This window comes from Stenotrophomonas veracruzanensis (assembly GCF_032911525.1).
Taxonomy (GTDB): Bacteria; Pseudomonadota; Gammaproteobacteria; order Xanthomonadales; family Xanthomonadaceae; genus Stenotrophomonas; species Stenotrophomonas africana.
In genome coordinates, this window is record NZ_JAWJTI010000004.1 from 154,627 (window position 1) to 172,186 (window position 17,560).

The following is a 17,560-nucleotide window of genomic DNA, read 5'->3' on the forward strand; positions in this document are numbered from 1 at the left end:
CATGGCCCACGTCGAAACTTCGCGCGCCGGCAATGCGCACGGCTCCACCAAGTCCTACCTGATCGGCTTCGTGCTGTGCGCGCTGCTGACCGTGGTGCCGTTCGCACTGGTGATGAACCCGGTGCTGTCGCGGCCGCTCACGCTGTTCCTGCTGGTCGGCTTCGCAGTGGCGCAGATCCTGGTGCAGCTGGTCTATTTCCTGCACATGGACCGCAAGTCCGAAGGTGGCTGGAACCTGGCCAGCTTCGTGTTCACCCTGGTGATCCTGTTCATCATCGTCGCGTTGTCGGTGTGGATCATCTGGAGCATGCACTACCACATGATGATCAACTGAGCCTGCGAACCGTGAAAGGCATTGCGTTCCCCCATCGCGGCCTGCGGCTGGCCGTAGGCCTGCTGCTCGGCCTGCTGGTCGGCTGCAGCGCGCAGTCGCGCATGGACTTCTACTCCAAGGACATCGCCTGCGAAGAACTTGGCCAGCAGTGGTCGATGCCCGACAGCCACGGCACCGTGCGTGGCCCGAAGGACCTGCAGGGGCAGGTGACCTATCTGTTCTTTGGTTTCACCAGCTGCCCGGACGTGTGCCCGACCACGATGGTCGAGCTGAGCCAGGTGAAGCACCTGATGGGCAAGGATGCCGACCAGCTGCAGGTGGTGTTCGTCAGCGTCGATCCCGCACGCGACACGCCCGAAGTCGCCCGCACCTATGTGGAAGCGTTCGACCCCAAGGCGATCGCGCTGGTCGGCAACGAAGCGCAGCTGGCGGCGATGGCCAGCGACTTCAAGGCGTTCTACGAGAAGGAGCCCGGCCAGGTACCGGATACCTACACGATGAGTCACATCGCCGGTGGCTACGTGTTCGACCGCCAGGGCCGCCTGCGCCTGTTCGCGCCGTACGGCACGCCGGTGGAAAAGCTGTTCTCGGACGTGCAGCGACTGCTGCTGGAGCCGGCCCACCCGGCCGCAGGCAATGACGCGCTGGCCAGCTGCAGCCTCAAGCACAGCGACACACTCGCCGCGCGCTGACGTCACCTCCACCGCGGTGGGTGCCGACCGTTGGTCGGCATACCCCCACGCACCCATCCCCGGCCGGCCAGGAGAGCCAACCGGCCGGGGCACCACTCAACGCCTTACTTGGTCTCTTCCCACTGCACCACGTCCGGCTCGGTGGCGCGGATACCGGCGGTGGACAGCAGCTTGGTGGTCGCATCCAGCGCCGCGTTCACTGACGGGTACTCCACGATGGCCTGGCCCGAAGCCTTCGACACCTTCACCACGGTGCCGCCGGTGGCGGTAGCCGCACGCTGGGCCGATGCTGCATCTGTGAAGAACACCTTGACCCGGGAGGTCGCCACCACCGGCGCTCCGTCACGGGAGACCGCCGCCGCGAACTTGCCGGCACCGGCATCAGCAGGCGCGGCCGCTGCGCCATCCAGCGAACGCTTGGTACGCGAGCTGGTGGTCGCTGCCGCCTGCGGGGTGATGGTGAACTGACCGCCACTGGCCTGCTTCACGGTGGTCGAGGGAGACAGCTGGAAGCGCGTGCCGCCCACATCGAACGAGCGGCCGGTGGCGGACGCCTTCAGTTCCTGCGCATCCACGGTCGACAGGGTCCTGGCTGGAGGGGTCTGCCCCGAGCTCTGTGCCCAGGCAGGGGAGGTCATCGCCGCGAAGGCGAGCGTGCTCAACAGAATGGTGGTCTTCATCATCAGTGCCCCAGAACGCGGATCTTGAAGAATTCGAGGTTGCCACGCGATGCAGCGGTCGCGGCCTGCCCCATGTCGGTCACTTCCAGCGTCCAGGTGCCGCTGGCATTCTCATCCAGGAAGGCATTGCTGGACAGCAGGTCCCAACTGGTGAAGTTGCTCTGCGCGCCGCCCGTGCCCGAACCGATCGCGGTGAACGCCGGTTGCACCACGCTGCGGGTGCCGCTGGGCGACACCAGCACGAACTGCAGCTGGCGCGTGTTGCGGTGGTTGACCCGGAAGCCCAGCTGCACGCTTTCGATGTTGCGCGCGCCATTGGCCAACTGGAAGGTCAGGCGTGCGGCGGCGGCCGAGGTGTTGCCGATGGCCACGGTGCGCGTGGTGTTGCGCCAGCCGCTGTCGACCAGCGGTCCCAGCGACTGGAAGTTCTCGGCGACCTGCACTGCACGCGCAGCGTTGACCACACCGAAGCCGTACCAGTTGCTGTAGGCGCGGTTGGCCGCATTCACCGTCCAGCCTGGCACCAGCGTGCGCCCATCGGCCAGCGTCACCGCCGGCTGGTTCGGGTGGTTGCGGGTGGCGGTGGTGGCCAGGATGTACTTCACATCGCGATAGGACAGGTTCGGATTGGCTTCCAGCACCAGTGCCGCCACGCCCGAGACCATCGGCGCTGACGCCGAGGTGCCGTTCATCTTGGCGGTGTAGTTGCAGGTGCTGTCGATGGCCGACAGGTTGCTGTCCAAGGTGTTCTGGCGGTTGGTGTTCTTGTTGCTGCCCTGCGCGCACCCGGTCACGTCGGTGGTGACGATGGCCGGGTCGTAGGCGCGCGCCACCAGGCCGGGGGCGTACTGTGCCTGCAGGCCGTACTCGCCGCCAAAGGCCGACACCCACAGGGCCGAGCCGGTGGAGGAGTACGACGAGCGCACGCCATCGGCGCGCACCGCGCCTACGGTGATCACGTTGAACAGGTTGTTGCGCGGATCGCGTCCGGCGGGGACGCAGCCGGTGTTGCGGTTCTTGGTGTCGGTGGTGCAGACATCCTGGGTCTGGCTGATCGAGGCATTGTTGAAGTTGTTGCCGGCCGACTTCACGTAGATGCCGCCGCGGCCACCACGCGTGCCCGACAGTGCCTGCTCGTACGAACGAATCGTGTTTTCGCTGTACGCCAGCGGCAGGTTCGGATTGCCCGGGCCGGCGCCCCAGCTGTTGTTGAACACCTGCACGTCGGCCGACTCCGCGCCGTCCCACCAGGCGTACTCGATGTTGCTCTGCTGGTTGCCCAGGGCTGAGCGCGAAATCGGGTTGAAGCCTTTCAGCGTTGCCGCCGGGGCCACACCGCGCACGCCCAGGTTGTTGGCACCCACCGCGCCGGCGATGCCACCGACCATGGTGCCGTGGTTGTCGACATCCGGGTTGGTCGGGGTGGGGTTGTTCGAGCCGTTGGTGAAGTTCTTGCCGGCTACAGCGGCCACGTTGGCCGCCAGGTCCGGATGGGCGATCTGCAGGCCATCATCGACGATGGCGATGGTGACGCCCTGGCCACGGATGCCATTGCGGAACAGACCATCCACGTTCAGGTCGTTGCCGGCCACCGGCAGTGTGTCAGCCGGGACCGTCTGCCCGGTGTTGAGCAGGTGCCACTGGATGCCCGCCAGCGGATCGGCCTGTTGGGCCTGGGCGGTGACGGCCAGGCTGCCCAGTACCAGCGCAGTGGCGAGGGCCAGGCGCGCGGAGCGCGGTGGCGCGTTGCGTTGCGTGTGTCGCTTCATACACGAATCCTTCTGTTGTGAATCGGCATGGCAGGACGGCGGGGCGGAACTGCCCCATCGCAACGAGCCAAACGCGACACAACGAAGAACTCCCTACCTCTTCACACAAGCAATCTGCAGATGTGCCAATTGCGTCACAAACGCTTATGCCGTGGGGTAATGACGGCTGCAGCGGCCCGCATCTGGTAGGTGCCAACCTTGGTTGGCACGCGTATCCACGCATGGCGCGAATCTACCCAGCATCATCGCGCGCCCTCACATCGCACTGTGCTACTACAGCCTGTGCACCCTTCCGTATCGGAGCACGATGATGGTCAACCCTCTGGCCCAGGCCCATCGCGGCCTCGGCACCACGCTGTTCAGCCTGTTGAACCCGATACCCTTCGGCTTCTTCGTCGGTGCCCTGACCTTCGACGCGATCTATCTCAACAGCGCCGAGGTGATGTGGGGCAAGGCCGCCGCCTGGCTGATCACCTTCGGCCTGCTGATCGCCATCGTGCCGCGCCTGATCAACCTGTTCGCGGTCTGGCGCCGCAACGGCACGGCCACCCGCATCGACCGCATCGACTTCTTCCTCAATCTGGTCGCCGTGGTGCTGGCCATCTGGAACGCCTTCGTGCACAGCCGCGATGCGTATGCCGTTGCTGTGCCGGGCACGATCCTGTCGGCGCTGACCGTGGCCCTGATCGCCCTGGGCCTGATCCTGCTGTCACTGCAGCCGCCGGTGCTGCAGGGAGGTCGTCATGGCTAAGCACATCCTGCCCACCGTGGCCGCGCTGGCACTGGCCGTCACCCTGTCGGCCTGCGCGGGCAAGGCCGAATACCACCCGGCCGACCAGTCGGGGCCGCAGCCGCCACTGCCCAAGCCGGCCAACTTCCTGATGCCGCCGATGCAGGTGCCCAAGGGCGTGGGCTGGGCCGACGGCCAGGCCCCCACGGTGGCCGAAGGCCTGAAGATCGAGCGCATCGCCGCCAACCTGCAGCATCCGCGGCGGCTGCTGACGCTGCCCAACGGCGATGTGCTGGTGGTGGAGGGCAATGGCCCCGGCGAAGAACCGGTCACCACGCCCAAGCAGTGGATCGCCGGCAAGGTGAAGGCGCGCTCGGGCAAGGCCGGCAAGGGCGGCAACCGGGTCACCCTGCTGCGCCGCACGCCGGGAACGAACACCTGGACCCAGCACGTCTACATTGAAGGCCTGCATTCGCCGTTCGGCATCCAGCTGATCGGTGACACGCTGTACGTGGCCAACACCGGCAACATCATGCAGTACCACTACGTGCCCGGCGAAACCCGCATGTCCGACAAGGGCCGCGAGTTCACCGACCTGCCCAGCACCGTCAACCACCACTGGACCAAGGAACTGCTGGCCAGCCGCGATGGCAGCAAGCTGTACGTGGGCGTCGGCTCCAACAGCAACATCACCGAAAATGGTTTGGCCGTTGAATACCGCCGTGCGGTCGTGCTGGAGGTGGACGTGGCCACCCGTGGCAGCCGTATCTTTGCGTCGGGCATCCGCAACCCGACCGGCCTGGACTGGGAGCCGAGCACCGGCACGTTGTGGGCGGTGGCGAACGAACGCGACGAGATCGGTGCCGACCTGGTGCCGGATTACCTCACCTCGGTGAAGGAAGATGGCTTCTACGGCTGGCCCTACAGCTACTACGGCCAGCACGTGGACGAACGCGTGCAGCCGCAGCGGCCGGACCTGGTGGCCAAGGCGATCGTACCGGACTACGCCATCGGCTCGCACGTGGCACCGCTGGGCCTGCTGTTCTACACCGGCCAGGCGCTGCCGGCGCAGTACCACGGTGGTGCCTTCATCGGCGAACACGGCAGCTGGGACCGCTCGCCGCTGAGTGGCTACGAAGTGGTCTATGTACCGTTCAAGGACGGCAAGCCGACCGGGCGGCCGCAGACCGTGGTCAGCGGCTTCGCCTCGAAGGACGAGAAGACCCTGATGGGCGCACCGGTGGGCATGGCGATGGATGCCGAGGGTGCATTACTGGTGGCCGACGACGTGGGCGACGTGGTGTGGCGGGTCTCAGCCAAGTAATTCTGTAGAGCCGAGCCCATGCTCGGCTTACGCGCGCAGCGCGGGGATTTCCGTGCACCGAACGAATGGCAGCCGAGCATGGGCTCGGCTCTACAGTTCGGCGGTACTGCTGCGGAACCCGCTGAACACCGACTCGGCAGCAAACCCCACGCCGCCCAGCAGTACGCCGAAATACACCACCGTGGCCACCACGAAGCCGTAACCGGCTGCCACCGCCGCACCATCGCGCTGGATGAAGCCAATCGCAAACGACATCAGCGCCAGCGCCGGCAATGTGTTGCTGAACGGAATCGGCCCAGCCGGCGCCATCAACAGCAGGGTCGCGAACACCAGCATCAGGTTGTTCAGGCGCATCATCTTCTTCGAGCGCACCATCACCGCCAGCCGCATCGGCCGCGACAGCCGCTCCATGCGGTGCACCCACTTCAGCGCACGGCCGAGGTTGGCCTTCAGCTTGTCGGTGGCGATCTCGCGGCGCGCCAGCTTCTGCGGTACCCACAGCGGGCGGTTGCGCACCCGGCTCAGGCCGATCAGCAGGATCGAGGCGCCGAACACAGTGCTGAGCCCGGGAATCGACACGGGAATGATGAAGATGGCCGAGAGCAGGATCACGATCAGCAGCAGGCCCTCATCGCCCAGCGCGCTGAGCAGGGTGCCGACGCTCACCTGGTCGCCGGGCAGCTCGTCGATCATCTGCTCGATCTGCTGGGCCAGGGGCGCGCTGTCGTTGGTTTCGGGGGCACGGTAGGTCATGCGTCGCAAGGTTCTCCAGGGAAGGGCGGTCAGCGGGCCGTCCTGCGGTGGGGGACGCACAGGCTCCTGCAGTATCCCGGCCAACGTGGGCAAAGAGGTGAACCGGGCATGAGGGGGTAAACTGGCGTGCCCCGCATGAGTTGAACGCAATGGACATGGGCCGCAGGCAATCGACCATCGAACTGGTCGCCATCGACATGGATGGCACCCTGCTGGACCCGTCGCACCAGCTCACCCCGCGCGCCAGGAAGGCCATCGCGCAGGCGCGCGCGCTGGGCGTGCACATCGTGCTGACCAGTGGCCGCCCGGTTCCCGGCCTGGCGCCGTACCTGCACGAGCTCGGCATCACCGGCAACGACGACTACTGCATCGCCTGCAATGGCGGCCTGGTGCAGCGCATCGGCACGCGCGAAACCGTGGTCGAGTATCCGCTCAGCTTCGACGACTTCCTGTTCTGCGAGCAGGTGGCCCGCGAAGTGGGCGTGCACTTCCAGGCGCTGGACAGCCAGCGCATGTACACGCCCAACCAGGACATCAGCTACTACACCGTGGCCGATTCGCATCTCTCGCGGATGCCGCTGTCCTATCGCCGCGTGGAAGACATGGACCCGTCGATGTCCTTCATCAAGCTGATGATGATCGACGAACCCGAGGTGCTGGATGCAGCCATCGCGCGCCTGCCCAGCGAACTGACCGAGCGCTTCGCAGTATTGAAGAGCGCGCCGTACTTCCTGGAAGTGTTCGACCACCGCGCCGGCAAGGGCCCGAGCCTGCAGAAGCTGGCCGAGCATCTGGGCATCGACCGCGCCAACGTGATGGCCATCGGCGACCAGGAGAACGACCTGACCATGCTGCAGTACGCCGGCACCAGCGTGGCGATGGGCAATGCCATCGACGCGGTGAAGCTGGTGGCGCGGTTTGAGACCAGCAGCAATGCCGACGAGGGCGTGGCGCGCGCGATCGAGCGTTTCGTCCTGCAGTAACCGCGCGCCCCTATGCCCCGGTAGGTGCCAGCCTCATCCGCCCCGGTGGGTGCCAACCTTGGTTGGCACACGAGTACCGACCAAGGTCGGCCCCCACCACGCCGAAGCTATACCCACGTATAGCCCACCCATCCCCATCGCCGTCTGCGCTGTACCACGGCGCAATGGCGGATGCGGCAGTGCGATGCAAGAATTCCGCACGTCGAAATCACCTCATCGAATCCCACGGCAGATGATCGTCTTCGTCTGCTGACCGGCGCGCACCGCGCCGTCACCCCTCAACGCAATCGCACCGCCAGCCAGGGCGCCGACACCGGTGCTGCAACGCGCTGGGCGTGCGCCTGCGCCGCTCTCTCCCTGCACTCTGGATCTGCCCATGAACACCCCACCCACGACGCGCCTCGCCCTGGCCATCATCGCGGCCATCACCGCACCTGCGTACGCCGCAGAAACGCACGATGCCGCGCACGACTCGCCCACCACGCTCAACGCCCTGCAGGTCATCGCCACACCGAGCGGCGCGGCCGTGGCACCGACCCAGGTGGTCGGCCCCAACCGCTACATCATCAAGGCAGAAGACCTCGACGCAATGGTCACCGGCAACAACGGCCTGGCCATGCTGAAGCAGGTGCCGGGCGCCAGCTACACCGCCACCGACGGGCTGGGCCTGGATATCTCGGCGACCAGCCTGTTCGTGCGCGGCTTCCGCATGAATGAAATGGGCATCACCTTCGAAGGCGTGCCGCTGAACGACAACGGCTTCCTGTCGCTCACCGGCACCAGCGTGGTCAACGTGGGCGTGCCCGATGGCATCGGTGCGATCACGGTCAGTCCCGGTGGCGCACCGGTCAGCGTGTTCTCCAGCAGCGTCAACGGCGGCAGCCTGGAGTACCGCCTGCACGAGCTGCAGGACACGCCCAGCCTGCGCGTGAAGCAGGGCGTGGGCAGCAACAACACGTTGGTCACCACCGTATCCGGGCAGAGCGGCCAGCTCGGCGAGCATGGCCCGAAAGTGCTAGTCGACCTGCAGCGCGTGTCCGCCGACAAGTACCAGGGCGAGGGCACCCAGAACTTCCTGCGCGGCGACCTGAAGCTGCAGCAGGACGTCGCCTGGGGCGATTTCACCGTGTTCCTGTCCGACAGCAAGGCCAAGGTCTGGGGCTACAACAACATCTCCTTCGACATGATCCGCAAGCTGGGCTGGAAGGCCGACATCTTCTATCCCGATTACGCGTGGGCCTGGTACGTGGCCTCGCCGGAGAACGCAGACAAATCCTGCGGCGCCTATACCTGCGGTGAGCTGTCCGAACTAATCCCGTACGACACCGGCCAGATCACCCGCGATCGCGTGTCCTCGATCAACCACCGCTTCCAGATCAGCCCGGCGCTGAGCGGCAACGTGCAGCTGTACAACGCCAACAGCCACACCCAGGCTACGCTCACCGACCCGACCGTGCCGTCGCCCAACGGCGCACCGTTCTCCGAACAGGTGCAGACGCCACGTGTGAATCGGCTGGGTGGCATGCTCAACCTGCAGTTCGAGATCGGCGCGCACACCTTCACTGCTGGCTTCTGGCAGGAGAAGAGCAAGGCCGCGGCCAAGACCGAGTGGTACCAGCAGCCGCTGCTGGGCGAGGGCCCGCCGTTGAAGGCGACGGGTCCGTTCGATGTGTACGGCCCCGCGTTCAAGACCGACAACGCATCGAACTGGGTGACCCGCTCGCGCCAGTTCTACCTGCAGGACGACATCGTGCTGAACGACACGCTGAAGCTGGGTGTCGGCTTCAAGGCCGTGGACTTCCGCACCAGCGGTGGCGGCCTGGGGGATGCCAAGGACCGGCCGGTGAACGGCACGCTGCGCGCGAAGAGCAACTTCCTGCCGCACGTCTCGCTGCTCTGGAGCCCGACGGAGTCCACCGATGCCTTCATCGACCTGGCCAACACCATGAACGGCTATCGCGTGGCCCAGCGCGGCAACATCGGCTACACCGCCTCGGCGTGGACCATCACCGACCAGGAAGAGTTCGACCGCGTGGCCGGCACGCTGCGCCCGGAGAAGAACTGGAACCTGACCGTGGGCGCATCGCATCGCTTCGACCGGCTGACGATCACCGGCGACGTGTTCTACAACGACATCCGCAACCGCCTGCTGTCGGCCGCCATCGGCACCCAGTTCGCGCAGATCAACACCGTGCGGCTGATGCCGAAGATGCACGTGATCGGCGCCGACCTCGGCATCACCGCCGACCTGACCGACCACCTGCAGTTCTACCAGGGCGTAGCCGTGGCCCGTTCGTACTACGACAGCGATTTCGTGGTGGGCGACACGGTATACCCGATCAAGGGCAACGCCCAGCCGGGCTACCCGCAGATCTCGCTGGTGAGTGACCTTTCCGCGCACTTCGGTGACTGGCGCTTCGGTGCCACCAGCACCTCGTACCTGCGCCAGCCCTTCACCTACGAGAACGACATCCGCGTGCCGACCTTCTGGCAGGTCAACACCTATGCCGCCTACCGCTTCGGTGCGGACAGCGTGATACCCGGCCTGGAGCTGCGGCTGGACGTGAGCAACCTGTTCAACCGCCACAACATCGGCACCGCCACCATCGCCGGCTCGTCGTTCTCGGGGGATTACCAGACCCTGCAGCGCAGCGCGCCACGGCAGCTGATGTTCAGTACCTCGATGACCTTCTAGGTAGATCCACGCCGTGCGTGGATGCACTTGGCGGCCCCCCAATCCCACCTGGCCCCCCTTGGGCAATCAACAGCGATTTTCCGGCAGCGACGCAAGGTTCCCACAATGTTGTTGGGTCATCCTGTTGGCATGGCTCAGTACAACCCGCGAACCCGGCTGTTCGGCATCCGGGGCCCAGGACGGCCCCGGCAGGCGCTGTCCGTGGCGCCGGCGATCGACCTGCGGGCCGAATACCAGTTCTGGCAGGTCTACGAACGCGTGGTCCGCCCGCTGCCTGGCGGGGGGCTGCGGCTGGCCTGGCTGGTGTGCCAGAAGGTGTACCGGGACCGGTGGCAGCACCCGGAGGACAGCGAGGCGGCGGGACTGTCACGAGTGCTGTTTGGCGGGAACATGACGGCTGACCGGGCGTCGGAGCTGGCGGAGCTGCACGCGCTGGTCAGCCGTCGGGTGGCGTTGCTGGCGAAGCGGGGTGTAATGTTCAGACGCGGCCGCTGACCGCGCATCTGCTGAGAATTCCGATGATTCTTCTTCCGGGGCAGTACCGCATCCTGGCGTATCGCGAATTCCATGACCTGCCGCGAATGATGCTGGTAACCGATAGCGCATCAAAGCGCTGGGTGCTTGACTGTCCGTTCGAGGCCGAACGGGATGACTACGCGCCGGTGTATCGCATTCATGCCGTGGATGCTGATATCGCGGGGCCTTCGGAGGTATGGGAGCGTCACACTCTTGGCCTACTGCCCGACATTGGCGTCCTTCCAGTGTATAGCTTGGAGTTTGACGAGACGCGGCGCGCCTCCTTCATCCTGATGTGATCTCTCGTCATACCCCTGGCTTTCCCCGATCCAACTGCCGGTAGCCGATCGCCTCAGCCAGATGCGCGGTCTGGATACCCTCGCAACCCGCCAGATCCGCAATCGTGCGCGCCACCCGCAGAATCCGGTGCATCGCACGTGCGGAAAGCTGCAGACGCTCGATGGCCTGCTCCAACAGATCCTGATCGGCCTCGCTCAGCTTCGTGCACGCCCGCAGCGCCGCCGGCGGTAGATGCGCATTGAGCCCGCCACGCGTCTGCTGCCGGGCATGGGCGGCTTCTACCCGTGCACGTACCGCAGCACTGGGCTCACCCAGTGGCGTGCTCTCCCGCAACTCTACCGCATCCATACGCGCCACACTGATATGCAGGTCGATGCGGTCCAGCAACGGACCTGACACCCGCGCGCGATAGCGGTTGACCCGTTCATCGCTGCACAGGCAGCGATTGCTGCGGTCACCGGCCCAGCCACACGGGCAGGGATTCATCGCGGCCACCAGTTGGAAGCGCGCCGGATACTGCACGCTGCGCGCCGCGCGGGCGATGCGGATGTGGCCGGACTCCAGCGGCTCTCGCAGAGTCTCCAAAGCACTGCGGTTCCACTCTGGAAGCTCATCGAGGAAAAGGACACCGTGATGGGCCAGCGAGATCTCGCCGGGGCAGGGCGGATTGCCGCCACCCACCAGCGCCGCCGCGCTCGCACTGTGGTGCGGCGCCCGGAAGGGACGCTGCCGCCAACGCCGTGGGTCCAGCCCTTCACCGCTCACCGAGGCGATAGCGGCCAGCTGCAAAGCCTCGGCTTCCTCGGTGTCCGGCAACAGGCTGGGCAGCCGCGAGGCCAACAGCGTCTTGCCGCAGCCAGGGCTGCCAATCAGCAGAAGGTGGTGACCACCCGCTGCGGCAACCTCCAATGCACGCCGCGCATGCGCCTGCCCGCGCACGTCGGCCAGATCGGGCAGTGGAAACGGTGTCGTGTCCACGCGTTCCACACGGGGCAGCAGGCGTGGATTGCCCAACCCGGCGCAGCACTCCAGCAGCGTGCGCGCCACACGCACATCGGCGTGTTCGGCCAACGCAGCCTCTGCGGCATTCCCCGGAGGCACCACCAGAATGCGCCCAGCCTCGGCTGCAGCGATCGCGGCCGGTAGTGCACCCGCCACCGGCCGCAGCTCGCCGGTCAGCCCCAGCTCGCCCAGAAACTCATACTGCAGCAACGACTGCGGATCGACCTGGCCGCTGGCCGCCAGAATGCCCAAGGCAATCGCCAGGTCGTAGCGACCACCTTCCTTGGGCAGGTCGGCAGGCGCGAGATTCAGGGTGATGCGTCGCTGCGGGAAGTCGAAGCGCGCGCAGAGCAGGGCGGCACGCACGCGCTCGCGGGATTCGCGCACGCTGGTTTCGGCCAGTCCCACGATCTGGGTGGCAGGCAGGCCGCCCGAGAGATGCACCTCCACCCGCACCAGTGGGGCATCGACCCCGGCGCGGGCACGGCTGTGGACCAGCGCCAGGCTCATGTGTGGTTTCCTGCAGAGGGATGCTCGATGGTGCGGCAGGCGTTCCGCAGGGAACCATCGGGTATTGCGGGTGAAACGGCTAGGGGGATTCTGGTCAAGGGTGGCCCGGCGTCTTGAATAGACATCGCGGTTCAGCGGCCCCCGGGTCTTTGACGCGTCCAAACCGCACCTGGATCCAGTGCGGCCTACTTAACTGACGGTATCCCGGTGATAAGCGATGGCGGGTTCGCGCCGGCGGCAGCATTGCGACGCGCATTTTCATCGCCTCCTTGCTAGAGTCGTGACAAAGCCGCGACCAAGGAGGGCATGACCAGATGCTTCACGAGAACAACGCACTTGGGCTGTTCCTGTATGCCTGGGGCTACAAAGACGCTGAGGTTGGTCGGGTCGGCGCGCGGTTGCTTGCAACAGCACAATCTTTCCTTGACCACCTCATCGGTGATTTGATCGGTCAGGGAGAGGAAGGTCGATGGTTTCTGATGGAGTTCAAGCGTGAAAGGCGCGGGTTCTTCGAGGAGGCCCATAAGAAGCCGGCTCGAAAGAATCTGATGGATGCACTATGGGCCAATCATGATCTCGCCGAGCTGTCTGCCTATGCGCACTTTGCGTGCTGGTTACAAGGTGACGACATCACAATCCAACAGTACGTGGTGGCCACTGACGATGCTCGAGTAGACGGTTATCCGCCCCACAGGATGCCCTTTGTCAGGGGCTCACTGGGCTTTGGCCGGGCGTACGAGTATCTCACCGAAGCCGATGCGACTCCTTTCCCGCACAGATCCGAAGACCTTTTCTCGCACGGAACAGGTGTAACCGGCGAGGGCATGCGGAAGTATCTGGCAGCGGTGCTTGCCGCGCACGATCACAACGTGGACCCCGGCGTAGAAGTCAACGCACTGTTGGGCTTTACTCCGAGCTCGGGTAAGCCCGTCGTCCTGGTGCCCACAAACTTTGGCGGCCTTCTAGAGGCTTTTGAGCGTGCCCTGCGGACTTCAGCTGCGGCTACAGGACATGAGCTTTCGAAGAGTCAGGCATCCGAGTCAAGTGAGGGTTAGACCGCAGCCCATGCCAGCGGCGCGGTGAGCAAGGTTACGGAGGCGAGGAATCCAAGTTCAGCATCATGCACAGGCGCCCTGTGGGCATCTACCTCGGATTGCTGGCGAAGTGGCTAAGGGAGTTCTGGCCAGTGACTGGTGGCAGTGTCCAGATTCGCAATCCGCAATAGTCTGCTTGCCTAGCGTCTCTTACTCGCCCCAAGCAGACACCGCTGCTCATCAGGCACCAACCCATTGAAGCGCCCAAACCGCGCCTCAATCCACGAAGGCCCCGCGCTTTCCACCAGCAACCGCCCCTGGCTCTGGTGCAGATCCAGCCAGCGCTCGAAGCTGCTGCGCAGGCGTTCGATATCTGGCGCCCGCCATCGTGCATCGGCAGGCATCCGGATCAGCACGCGCGAGGGCGCGTTCTCCACGTCCATCACCAGCACGCCCTTGCATCGGATCTCGAAGGACGTCGCCCCGGAATTGCGCGCGTGCAGTTCAAAGCCCTCGTATGCCTTTGCGGTAACGAAGCCGAGCGCATCACTGTGCAGCAGGCGGTAATCGGCCGGCTGCAGCTTCTGGTAGGCCCACACCTGATCGCCCGCTGGCTCGGGCCACTCCACCCACATCGCGCCGATCACCGCGTTGCGCACCGCGGCGGCGACAAGGCAGGGCTTCTTCATTCGTCACCCCGTACACAGGTGGAAAACTACGCGCCATAAGCGAGCTTAGTCCTTGGGGCGCATGGAAATGGGCAGCCAGCTGCCTATTTCCAGGTTTCCACTGAACAAGTTGGTGGGTTTACACACAACACGCCTTCCATGGCAGGCGTCGCATTCAGCGAATGACCCGCCGGCTGATGAACTTGCTAGAAGGAATTAGAAGCGTGAAAGCTGCAAGAGCTTGGTCAGAATTATGCCAGCAATGCTTTGGCGCGTTCGGCGTAGCCGAGCTTTCGATTGATTAGCTGGAGCTGGTGGTTGTTTGTGCTCGGGACATCACAACAATTGCCCCTGCAATATGGTGCTTTTTGCTGAGATCGATCTCGTCATATTCGATTCCGGGGATTACTTCGCCATGCTGCTCGAGGCTGATCCGTAGAATGATTACCTCGGCGCTAATCCCTGTCATTTCATCTACCTCCTTTAGGTAACTTTCATACTGTCTATTTAGTATATTTTCGCGATTGATGGCTTGTTTTAGCTTCGTCCGCTTGTATGAATAAAAGGCCGCAAACACAGCAAATTCGAGGACACTTTCGCCTGTGTCTCCCGAGGTCTTCAAGAAGGACAAATTGCGTCTGAGATCCTCGAGGACCAAGTCCTTGGCGGGATTGAAACCCTTGACCTCGATTGCGCACAACGGCTGATGGCCCCCGTAGCCGCTATTGAACTTCTCGGTGTAAACGGTGACGTCGATTCGTCCTTCTCGGCCTATATTTGGTCGGCTCCGCCTAAGAATCATCCTCTCGCCAAACTTCCTGTTCTTGTTGCGGGCGATTGGTTTGAGGCAATCCATGGCAAAGGTCCCGGCATCTCGTTCAACTCTGATGACATAGGGGTCGCCAGGCGGGCCATTGTGCTCAGCAATTGCCTTGGCTACTTCCACAGTAAAAAGATACTCTGCGGCTATTGGCTCAGCTATGGCGTCAGTGAATAACTCGGTCTGCCTGCAGGCGGACTTCATTGCCTGCTCGATCTTCTTAATAATTATGGTGCGATGGCCCATTCGTTTCCTCGTTGTTGCTCTAGTGCCTTCTTTGCGGGCATTTTACGAGTATCGTGCTTGCTTCCCAAGCGGAGACTGCAAGCCACCTCTCTTCTGGCTTGGAGACGCACATGTTCTAGACAGCCATCGGCATCCTCTTGACTTCGGATACATTCGCTAGAGTGGATGCTGGGGGCTTGACGGTTATGAATAAAGTTTCCCTTGAAGAACGATTGGCGCGCATGCGAGGGGGTGTGGGCTATGGTTGGGTTGCGAAATATTCAGCTCATTTCATCAGTGGTCGTTGGTAGCTGTGCGATGCCGAAATGGCTGATTCTTTGGGCGGAATTTAAAAGGGCTCGCTTGAGTGTCTGTCAAATATCGGGAAACGACTGCTTGATGAAGCCAGTCCTTCCAGCGTGCGAGAGATCGCCTCTCTGTTGGAGATGGATGGGGATGTGGGCCGTTTCTACGCTTCCAGGATGCTGGCGATGCTGGGGTGTCCATCTCGTCCAGTGCTACCGCTTCTGCATGATGCGCTGGACAAGAAGGCGCCCATTGAATCCAATCTCGGCCCGATGGTCCTGTCGCCAGCAGTAAGCCCCCGCGAAGAAGTCGCAAGGGCGATCAGAGCGATTGAAACTGCGCATCCGTGTAGAACGCAGTGGGAATGGTGTGCTGGCGTCGTCTGCTGGGCCGCTGCTTCCTTCGAGAGATCAACGCATGAGCGAACGTATCACCGCCTCGCAGCTGATGGACACGCTGATGTCCGATCCGGAGTTCGTACGGCGTGAGCAGGAAAGAGAAGCACAACGAATGAAAGCCGCTGGGATCCTCGCGGAAGCGGAGATCGGACTGGTCCGGGAGCTTCGCGGGGCCGGAATGAGTGTCGATTCCGTATGGGACCTTGTGGGTTGGAAGGGTGACAACGATGCGGCCCTGCGTGTGCTTCTCGCGCACGCACCGATCCTATATCCAGAGCGCGTTCGCGAGGGGATTCTGCGCGCCCTGGCCACACCCGGCGCACGAACGTGGTGGCCGCACCTGGTTGAAATGTATGAAAGTGACACGCTGGCGCTACCGCCACAGATCGACTATCTGACCGCTGGCGTCCTGTCCGCTGCAGCCGATGACACCGTCATTGATGATGTCATCAGGCTGGCGAGTGATCCCAACGCTGGCTTCAAGCGGGTGCTGCTGCTGTTCGCCCTGAAGAAGTCCCGCAACCCCAGGGCGAAGATGCTGCTGAGCGAGCTGCGATCCGACCCTGTGATAGGCAAGGAAGTAAAGCGGATGCGGCGGCTGGAGCGGCTGCAAGGCAAGGTGTGATGGCGTGTGGGATGTGCAGCCGGCTGATCTTTGTCGGTGGACCATCGCAGAGGAAAGAATCGGGCCTGGTGCGGCTGGACGAGCAGAAGTTGATCCCAGTCCGAGGGGCCATCATAGTCTGCTGGCGAAGCGGCCACGGGGATTCTGACGGGCGCTGAGCTGACCCCCAAAGTGACACCGCTGCTCATCAGGCATCAACCCAGTGAAGCGCCCAAACCGCGCCTCAACCCACGAAGGCCCCGCACTTTCCACCAGCAACTTTCCTTGGCTCTGGTGTAGATCCAGCCAGCGTTCGAAGCTGATGCGCAGCCGTTCGATGTCCGGCGCGCGCCACACTGCATCGGCGGGCATCCGTATCAGTACACGCGAGGGCGCGTTCTCCACGTCCATCACCACAACGCCCTTGCATCGGATCTCGAAGGACGTTGCCTTGGCATGGCGCGCGTGCAGTTCAAAACCCTCATCAGCCTTCGCGGTCACGAAGCCGCGCGCATCACTGTGCAGCAGGCGGTAATCGGCCGGCTGTAGCTTCTGGTAGGCCCACACTTGATCGCCCGCTGGCTCGGGCCACTCCACCCACATCGCGCCGATCACCCCGATGCACACCGCTGCAGCGGCAAGGCCGTGCATCTTCATTCGTCACCCCGCACACAGGCAGAAAGCTCCGCGCCACAAGCGCGCTCAGTCCTTGGGTCGCATCCGCTCGTGGATGAAGGCGGTCAGCGCGAGATCGGCCATCACCAGCCCCTCCATCACCCGGTCGCCCACGTACTGCTCGGGCTCACCGTTCTGGCGCGTGCGCTCGGCCGCCAGCAGGATCTCCTGCACGATGCGCTGGCCGGTGAGCGCGCAGTCGGCGTCGGACAACGCCATCTGCCGGCTGCGTAGATGGTGCCGCTCGGGCCAGGGCTGCCCGTCGGCCGCAGCGCCCGCGCCGATGGCGTGCAGGATGGCGATGAGGCTGTTGGGGTCCGAGGCCGGAGCGGCCAAGGGCGCTTCCTGGATCGGGCGCGGGGGAGGGTAGTGCGGCGTGGTCATGGCGGGCTCCGTGCATGCAGGCGGACGCCGCCACCGATAAAGGTGGCGGACAGGGCGTGGCTCGAAAACCGGATGTTGGGAACCGGCGGGTACAAGACCCCCACGCCCCGCCCGCCATAGCCGGCAGACGGATTGCCAGCCGGCACCACGCGCGGTGG

At 64.2% G+C, this 17,560-nt stretch carries 18 protein-coding genes; 10 read left to right on the forward strand and 8 right to left on the reverse strand.

The genetic code is table 11. The features are described 5' to 3' along the window. Position 1: 1 nt before the first annotated feature. Positions 2-334 carry a cytochrome o ubiquinol oxidase subunit IV gene (cyoD, locus tag R1H25_RS05590; RefSeq protein WP_005411473.1) on the forward strand — a complete coding sequence of 111 codons (333 nt, stop codon included), beginning with the start codon at positions 2-4 and terminating at the stop codon, positions 332-334. Positions 335-345: 11 nt separating this feature from the next. Beyond that, positions 346-1,026: an SCO family protein gene (locus R1H25_RS05595; protein ID WP_317222990.1), complete on the forward strand. Its 681-nt coding sequence runs from the start codon at positions 346-348 to the stop codon at positions 1,024-1,026. A gap of 104 nt (positions 1,027-1,130) precedes the next feature. On the opposite strand, the gene R1H25_RS05600 is transcribed toward R1H25_RS05595, so the two are convergent. Both R1H25_RS05600 and R1H25_RS05605 read right to left on the reverse strand, forming a co-directional pair. Next, the gene (locus tag R1H25_RS05600; protein ID WP_099589003.1) at positions 1,131-1,709 is read right to left on the reverse strand and encodes a DNA breaking-rejoining protein; all 579 of its coding nucleotides are present in this window, start codon (positions 1,707-1,709) and stop codon (positions 1,131-1,133) included. Next, a complete protein-coding gene (locus R1H25_RS05605; protein WP_317222991.1) occupies positions 1,709-3,475 on the reverse strand; it encodes a S8 family serine peptidase in 1,767 nt (588 codons plus the stop codon). Before R1H25_RS05605 ends, R1H25_RS05600 begins: the two co-directional genes overlap by 1 nt. 310 nt (positions 3,476-3,785) lie before the next feature. Here R1H25_RS05605 and R1H25_RS05610 point away from each other — a divergent pair, with 310 nt between their 5' ends. Next, positions 3,786-4,226 carry a DUF2231 domain-containing protein gene (locus R1H25_RS05610; RefSeq protein ID WP_317222992.1) on the forward strand — a complete coding sequence of 147 codons (441 nt, stop codon included), beginning with the start codon at positions 3,786-3,788 and terminating at the stop codon, positions 4,224-4,226. Further along, positions 4,219-5,529 carry a sorbosone dehydrogenase family protein gene (locus tag R1H25_RS05615; protein ID WP_317222993.1) on the forward strand — a complete coding sequence of 437 codons (1,311 nt, stop codon included), beginning with the start codon at positions 4,219-4,221 and terminating at the stop codon, positions 5,527-5,529. The genes R1H25_RS05610 and R1H25_RS05615 overlap by 8 nt, the downstream gene beginning before the upstream one ends. A 90-nt stretch (positions 5,530-5,619) precedes the next feature. Here the strand turns inward: R1H25_RS05615 and R1H25_RS05620 are convergent, their stop codons facing one another. Then, a complete protein-coding gene (locus R1H25_RS05620; RefSeq protein WP_049444347.1) occupies positions 5,620-6,282 on the reverse strand; it encodes an exopolysaccharide biosynthesis protein in 663 nt (220 codons plus the stop codon). A 149-nt stretch (positions 6,283-6,431) separates the two neighbouring features. On the opposite strand from R1H25_RS05620, the gene yidA reads away from it, so the two are divergent. From yidA to R1H25_RS05640, 4 genes are all read left to right on the forward strand, one after another. Next, a complete protein-coding gene (gene yidA / locus R1H25_RS05625) occupies positions 6,432-7,265 on the forward strand; it encodes a sugar-phosphatase (RefSeq protein ID WP_317222994.1) in 834 nt (277 codons plus the stop codon). A gap of 376 nt (positions 7,266-7,641) precedes the next feature. Continuing rightward, positions 7,642-9,960: a TonB-dependent receptor gene (locus tag R1H25_RS05630; RefSeq protein WP_317222995.1), complete on the forward strand. Its 2,319-nt coding sequence runs from the start codon at positions 7,642-7,644 to the stop codon at positions 9,958-9,960. Positions 9,961-10,065: 105 nt separating this feature from the next. Continuing rightward, on the forward strand, positions 10,066-10,455 hold the full coding sequence (locus R1H25_RS05635; protein ID WP_317222996.1) for a hypothetical protein: 390 nt from the start codon (positions 10,066-10,068) through the stop codon (positions 10,453-10,455). A gap of 23 nt (positions 10,456-10,478) precedes the next feature. Further along, entirely contained in the window at positions 10,479-10,775 is a 297-nt protein-coding gene (locus tag R1H25_RS05640; protein WP_317222997.1) for a hypothetical protein, read from the forward strand. 7 nt (positions 10,776-10,782) lie between these two features. Here the strand turns inward: R1H25_RS05640 and R1H25_RS05645 are convergent, their stop codons facing one another. Continuing rightward, a complete protein-coding gene (locus R1H25_RS05645) occupies positions 10,783-12,288 on the reverse strand; it encodes a YifB family Mg chelatase-like AAA ATPase (protein WP_317222998.1) in 1,506 nt (501 codons plus the stop codon). A gap of 314 nt (positions 12,289-12,602) precedes the next feature. Between R1H25_RS05645 and R1H25_RS05650 the strand changes: the two genes are divergently transcribed. Beyond that, entirely contained in the window at positions 12,603-13,343 is a 741-nt protein-coding gene (locus R1H25_RS05650) for a hypothetical protein (protein WP_317222999.1), read from the forward strand. Positions 13,344-13,522: 179 nt separating this feature from the next. Here R1H25_RS05650 and R1H25_RS05655 read toward each other — a convergent pair whose 3' ends face one another. After that, positions 13,523-14,011 carry a cold-shock protein gene (locus tag R1H25_RS05655; RefSeq protein ID WP_317223000.1) on the reverse strand — a complete coding sequence of 163 codons (489 nt, stop codon included), beginning with the start codon at positions 14,009-14,011 and terminating at the stop codon, positions 13,523-13,525. 280 nt (positions 14,012-14,291) lie between these two features. Next, positions 14,292-15,056 carry a hypothetical protein gene (locus R1H25_RS05660; protein WP_317223001.1) on the reverse strand — a complete coding sequence of 255 codons (765 nt, stop codon included), beginning with the start codon at positions 15,054-15,056 and terminating at the stop codon, positions 14,292-14,294. A 702-nt stretch (positions 15,057-15,758) separates the two neighbouring features. Between R1H25_RS05660 and R1H25_RS05665 the strand changes: the two genes are divergently transcribed. Continuing rightward, the gene (locus tag R1H25_RS05665) at positions 15,759-16,364 is read left to right on the forward strand and encodes a hypothetical protein (protein ID WP_317223002.1); all 606 of its coding nucleotides are present in this window, start codon (positions 15,759-15,761) and stop codon (positions 16,362-16,364) included. 111 nt (positions 16,365-16,475) lie between these two features. Here the strand turns inward: R1H25_RS05665 and R1H25_RS05670 are convergent, their stop codons facing one another. Both R1H25_RS05670 and R1H25_RS05675 read right to left on the reverse strand, forming a co-directional pair. Continuing rightward, positions 16,476-17,000 carry a cold-shock protein gene (locus R1H25_RS05670; protein WP_317223003.1) on the reverse strand — a complete coding sequence of 175 codons (525 nt, stop codon included), beginning with the start codon at positions 16,998-17,000 and terminating at the stop codon, positions 16,476-16,478. A 45-nt stretch (positions 17,001-17,045) separates the two neighbouring features. Next, a complete protein-coding gene (locus R1H25_RS05675) occupies positions 17,046-17,402 on the reverse strand; it encodes a hypothetical protein (RefSeq protein ID WP_317223004.1) in 357 nt (118 codons plus the stop codon). Positions 17,403-17,560 lie beyond the last annotated feature (158 nt).

Bases quoted from the DNA above. Each gene is read 5' to 3' on its own strand.
- R1H25_RS05635 (WP_317222996.1), top strand. From the start codon at position 10,066: ATGTTGTTGGGTCATCCTGTTGGCATGGCTCAGTACAACCCGCGAACC.
- R1H25_RS05660 (WP_317223001.1), bottom strand. From the start codon at position 15,056: ATGGGCCATCGCACCATAATTATTAAGAAGATCGAGCAGGCAATGAAG.
- cyoD (WP_005411473.1), top strand. From the start codon at position 2: ATGGCCCACGTCGAAACTTCGCGCGCCGGCAATGCGCACGGCTCCACC.
- yidA (WP_317222994.1), top strand. From the start codon at position 6,432: ATGGACATGGGCCGCAGGCAATCGACCATCGAACTGGTCGCCATCGAC.
- R1H25_RS05620 (WP_049444347.1), bottom strand. From the start codon at position 6,282: ATGACCTACCGTGCCCCCGAAACCAACGACAGCGCGCCCCTGGCCCAG.
- R1H25_RS05605 (WP_317222991.1), bottom strand. From the start codon at position 3,475: ATGAAGCGACACACGCAACGCAACGCGCCACCGCGCTCCGCGCGCCTG.
- R1H25_RS05610 (WP_317222992.1), top strand. From the start codon at position 3,786: ATGGTCAACCCTCTGGCCCAGGCCCATCGCGGCCTCGGCACCACGCTG.
- R1H25_RS05640 (WP_317222997.1), top strand. From the start codon at position 10,479: ATGATTCTTCTTCCGGGGCAGTACCGCATCCTGGCGTATCGCGAATTC.
- R1H25_RS05650 (WP_317222999.1), top strand. From the start codon at position 12,603: ATGCTTCACGAGAACAACGCACTTGGGCTGTTCCTGTATGCCTGGGGC.
- R1H25_RS05630 (WP_317222995.1), top strand. From the start codon at position 7,642: ATGAACACCCCACCCACGACGCGCCTCGCCCTGGCCATCATCGCGGCC.
- R1H25_RS05645 (WP_317222998.1), bottom strand. From the start codon at position 12,288: ATGAGCCTGGCGCTGGTCCACAGCCGTGCCCGCGCCGGGGTCGATGCC.
- R1H25_RS05600 (WP_099589003.1), bottom strand. From the start codon at position 1,709: ATGATGAAGACCACCATTCTGTTGAGCACGCTCGCCTTCGCGGCGATG.
- R1H25_RS05670 (WP_317223003.1), bottom strand. From the start codon at position 17,000: ATGAAGATGCACGGCCTTGCCGCTGCAGCGGTGTGCATCGGGGTGATC.
- R1H25_RS05675 (WP_317223004.1), bottom strand. From the start codon at position 17,402: ATGACCACGCCGCACTACCCTCCCCCGCGCCCGATCCAGGAAGCGCCC.
- R1H25_RS05615 (WP_317222993.1), top strand. From the start codon at position 4,219: ATGGCTAAGCACATCCTGCCCACCGTGGCCGCGCTGGCACTGGCCGTC.
- R1H25_RS05655 (WP_317223000.1), bottom strand. From the start codon at position 14,011: ATGAAGAAGCCCTGCCTTGTCGCCGCCGCGGTGCGCAACGCGGTGATC.
- R1H25_RS05665 (WP_317223002.1), top strand. From the start codon at position 15,759: ATGAGCGAACGTATCACCGCCTCGCAGCTGATGGACACGCTGATGTCC.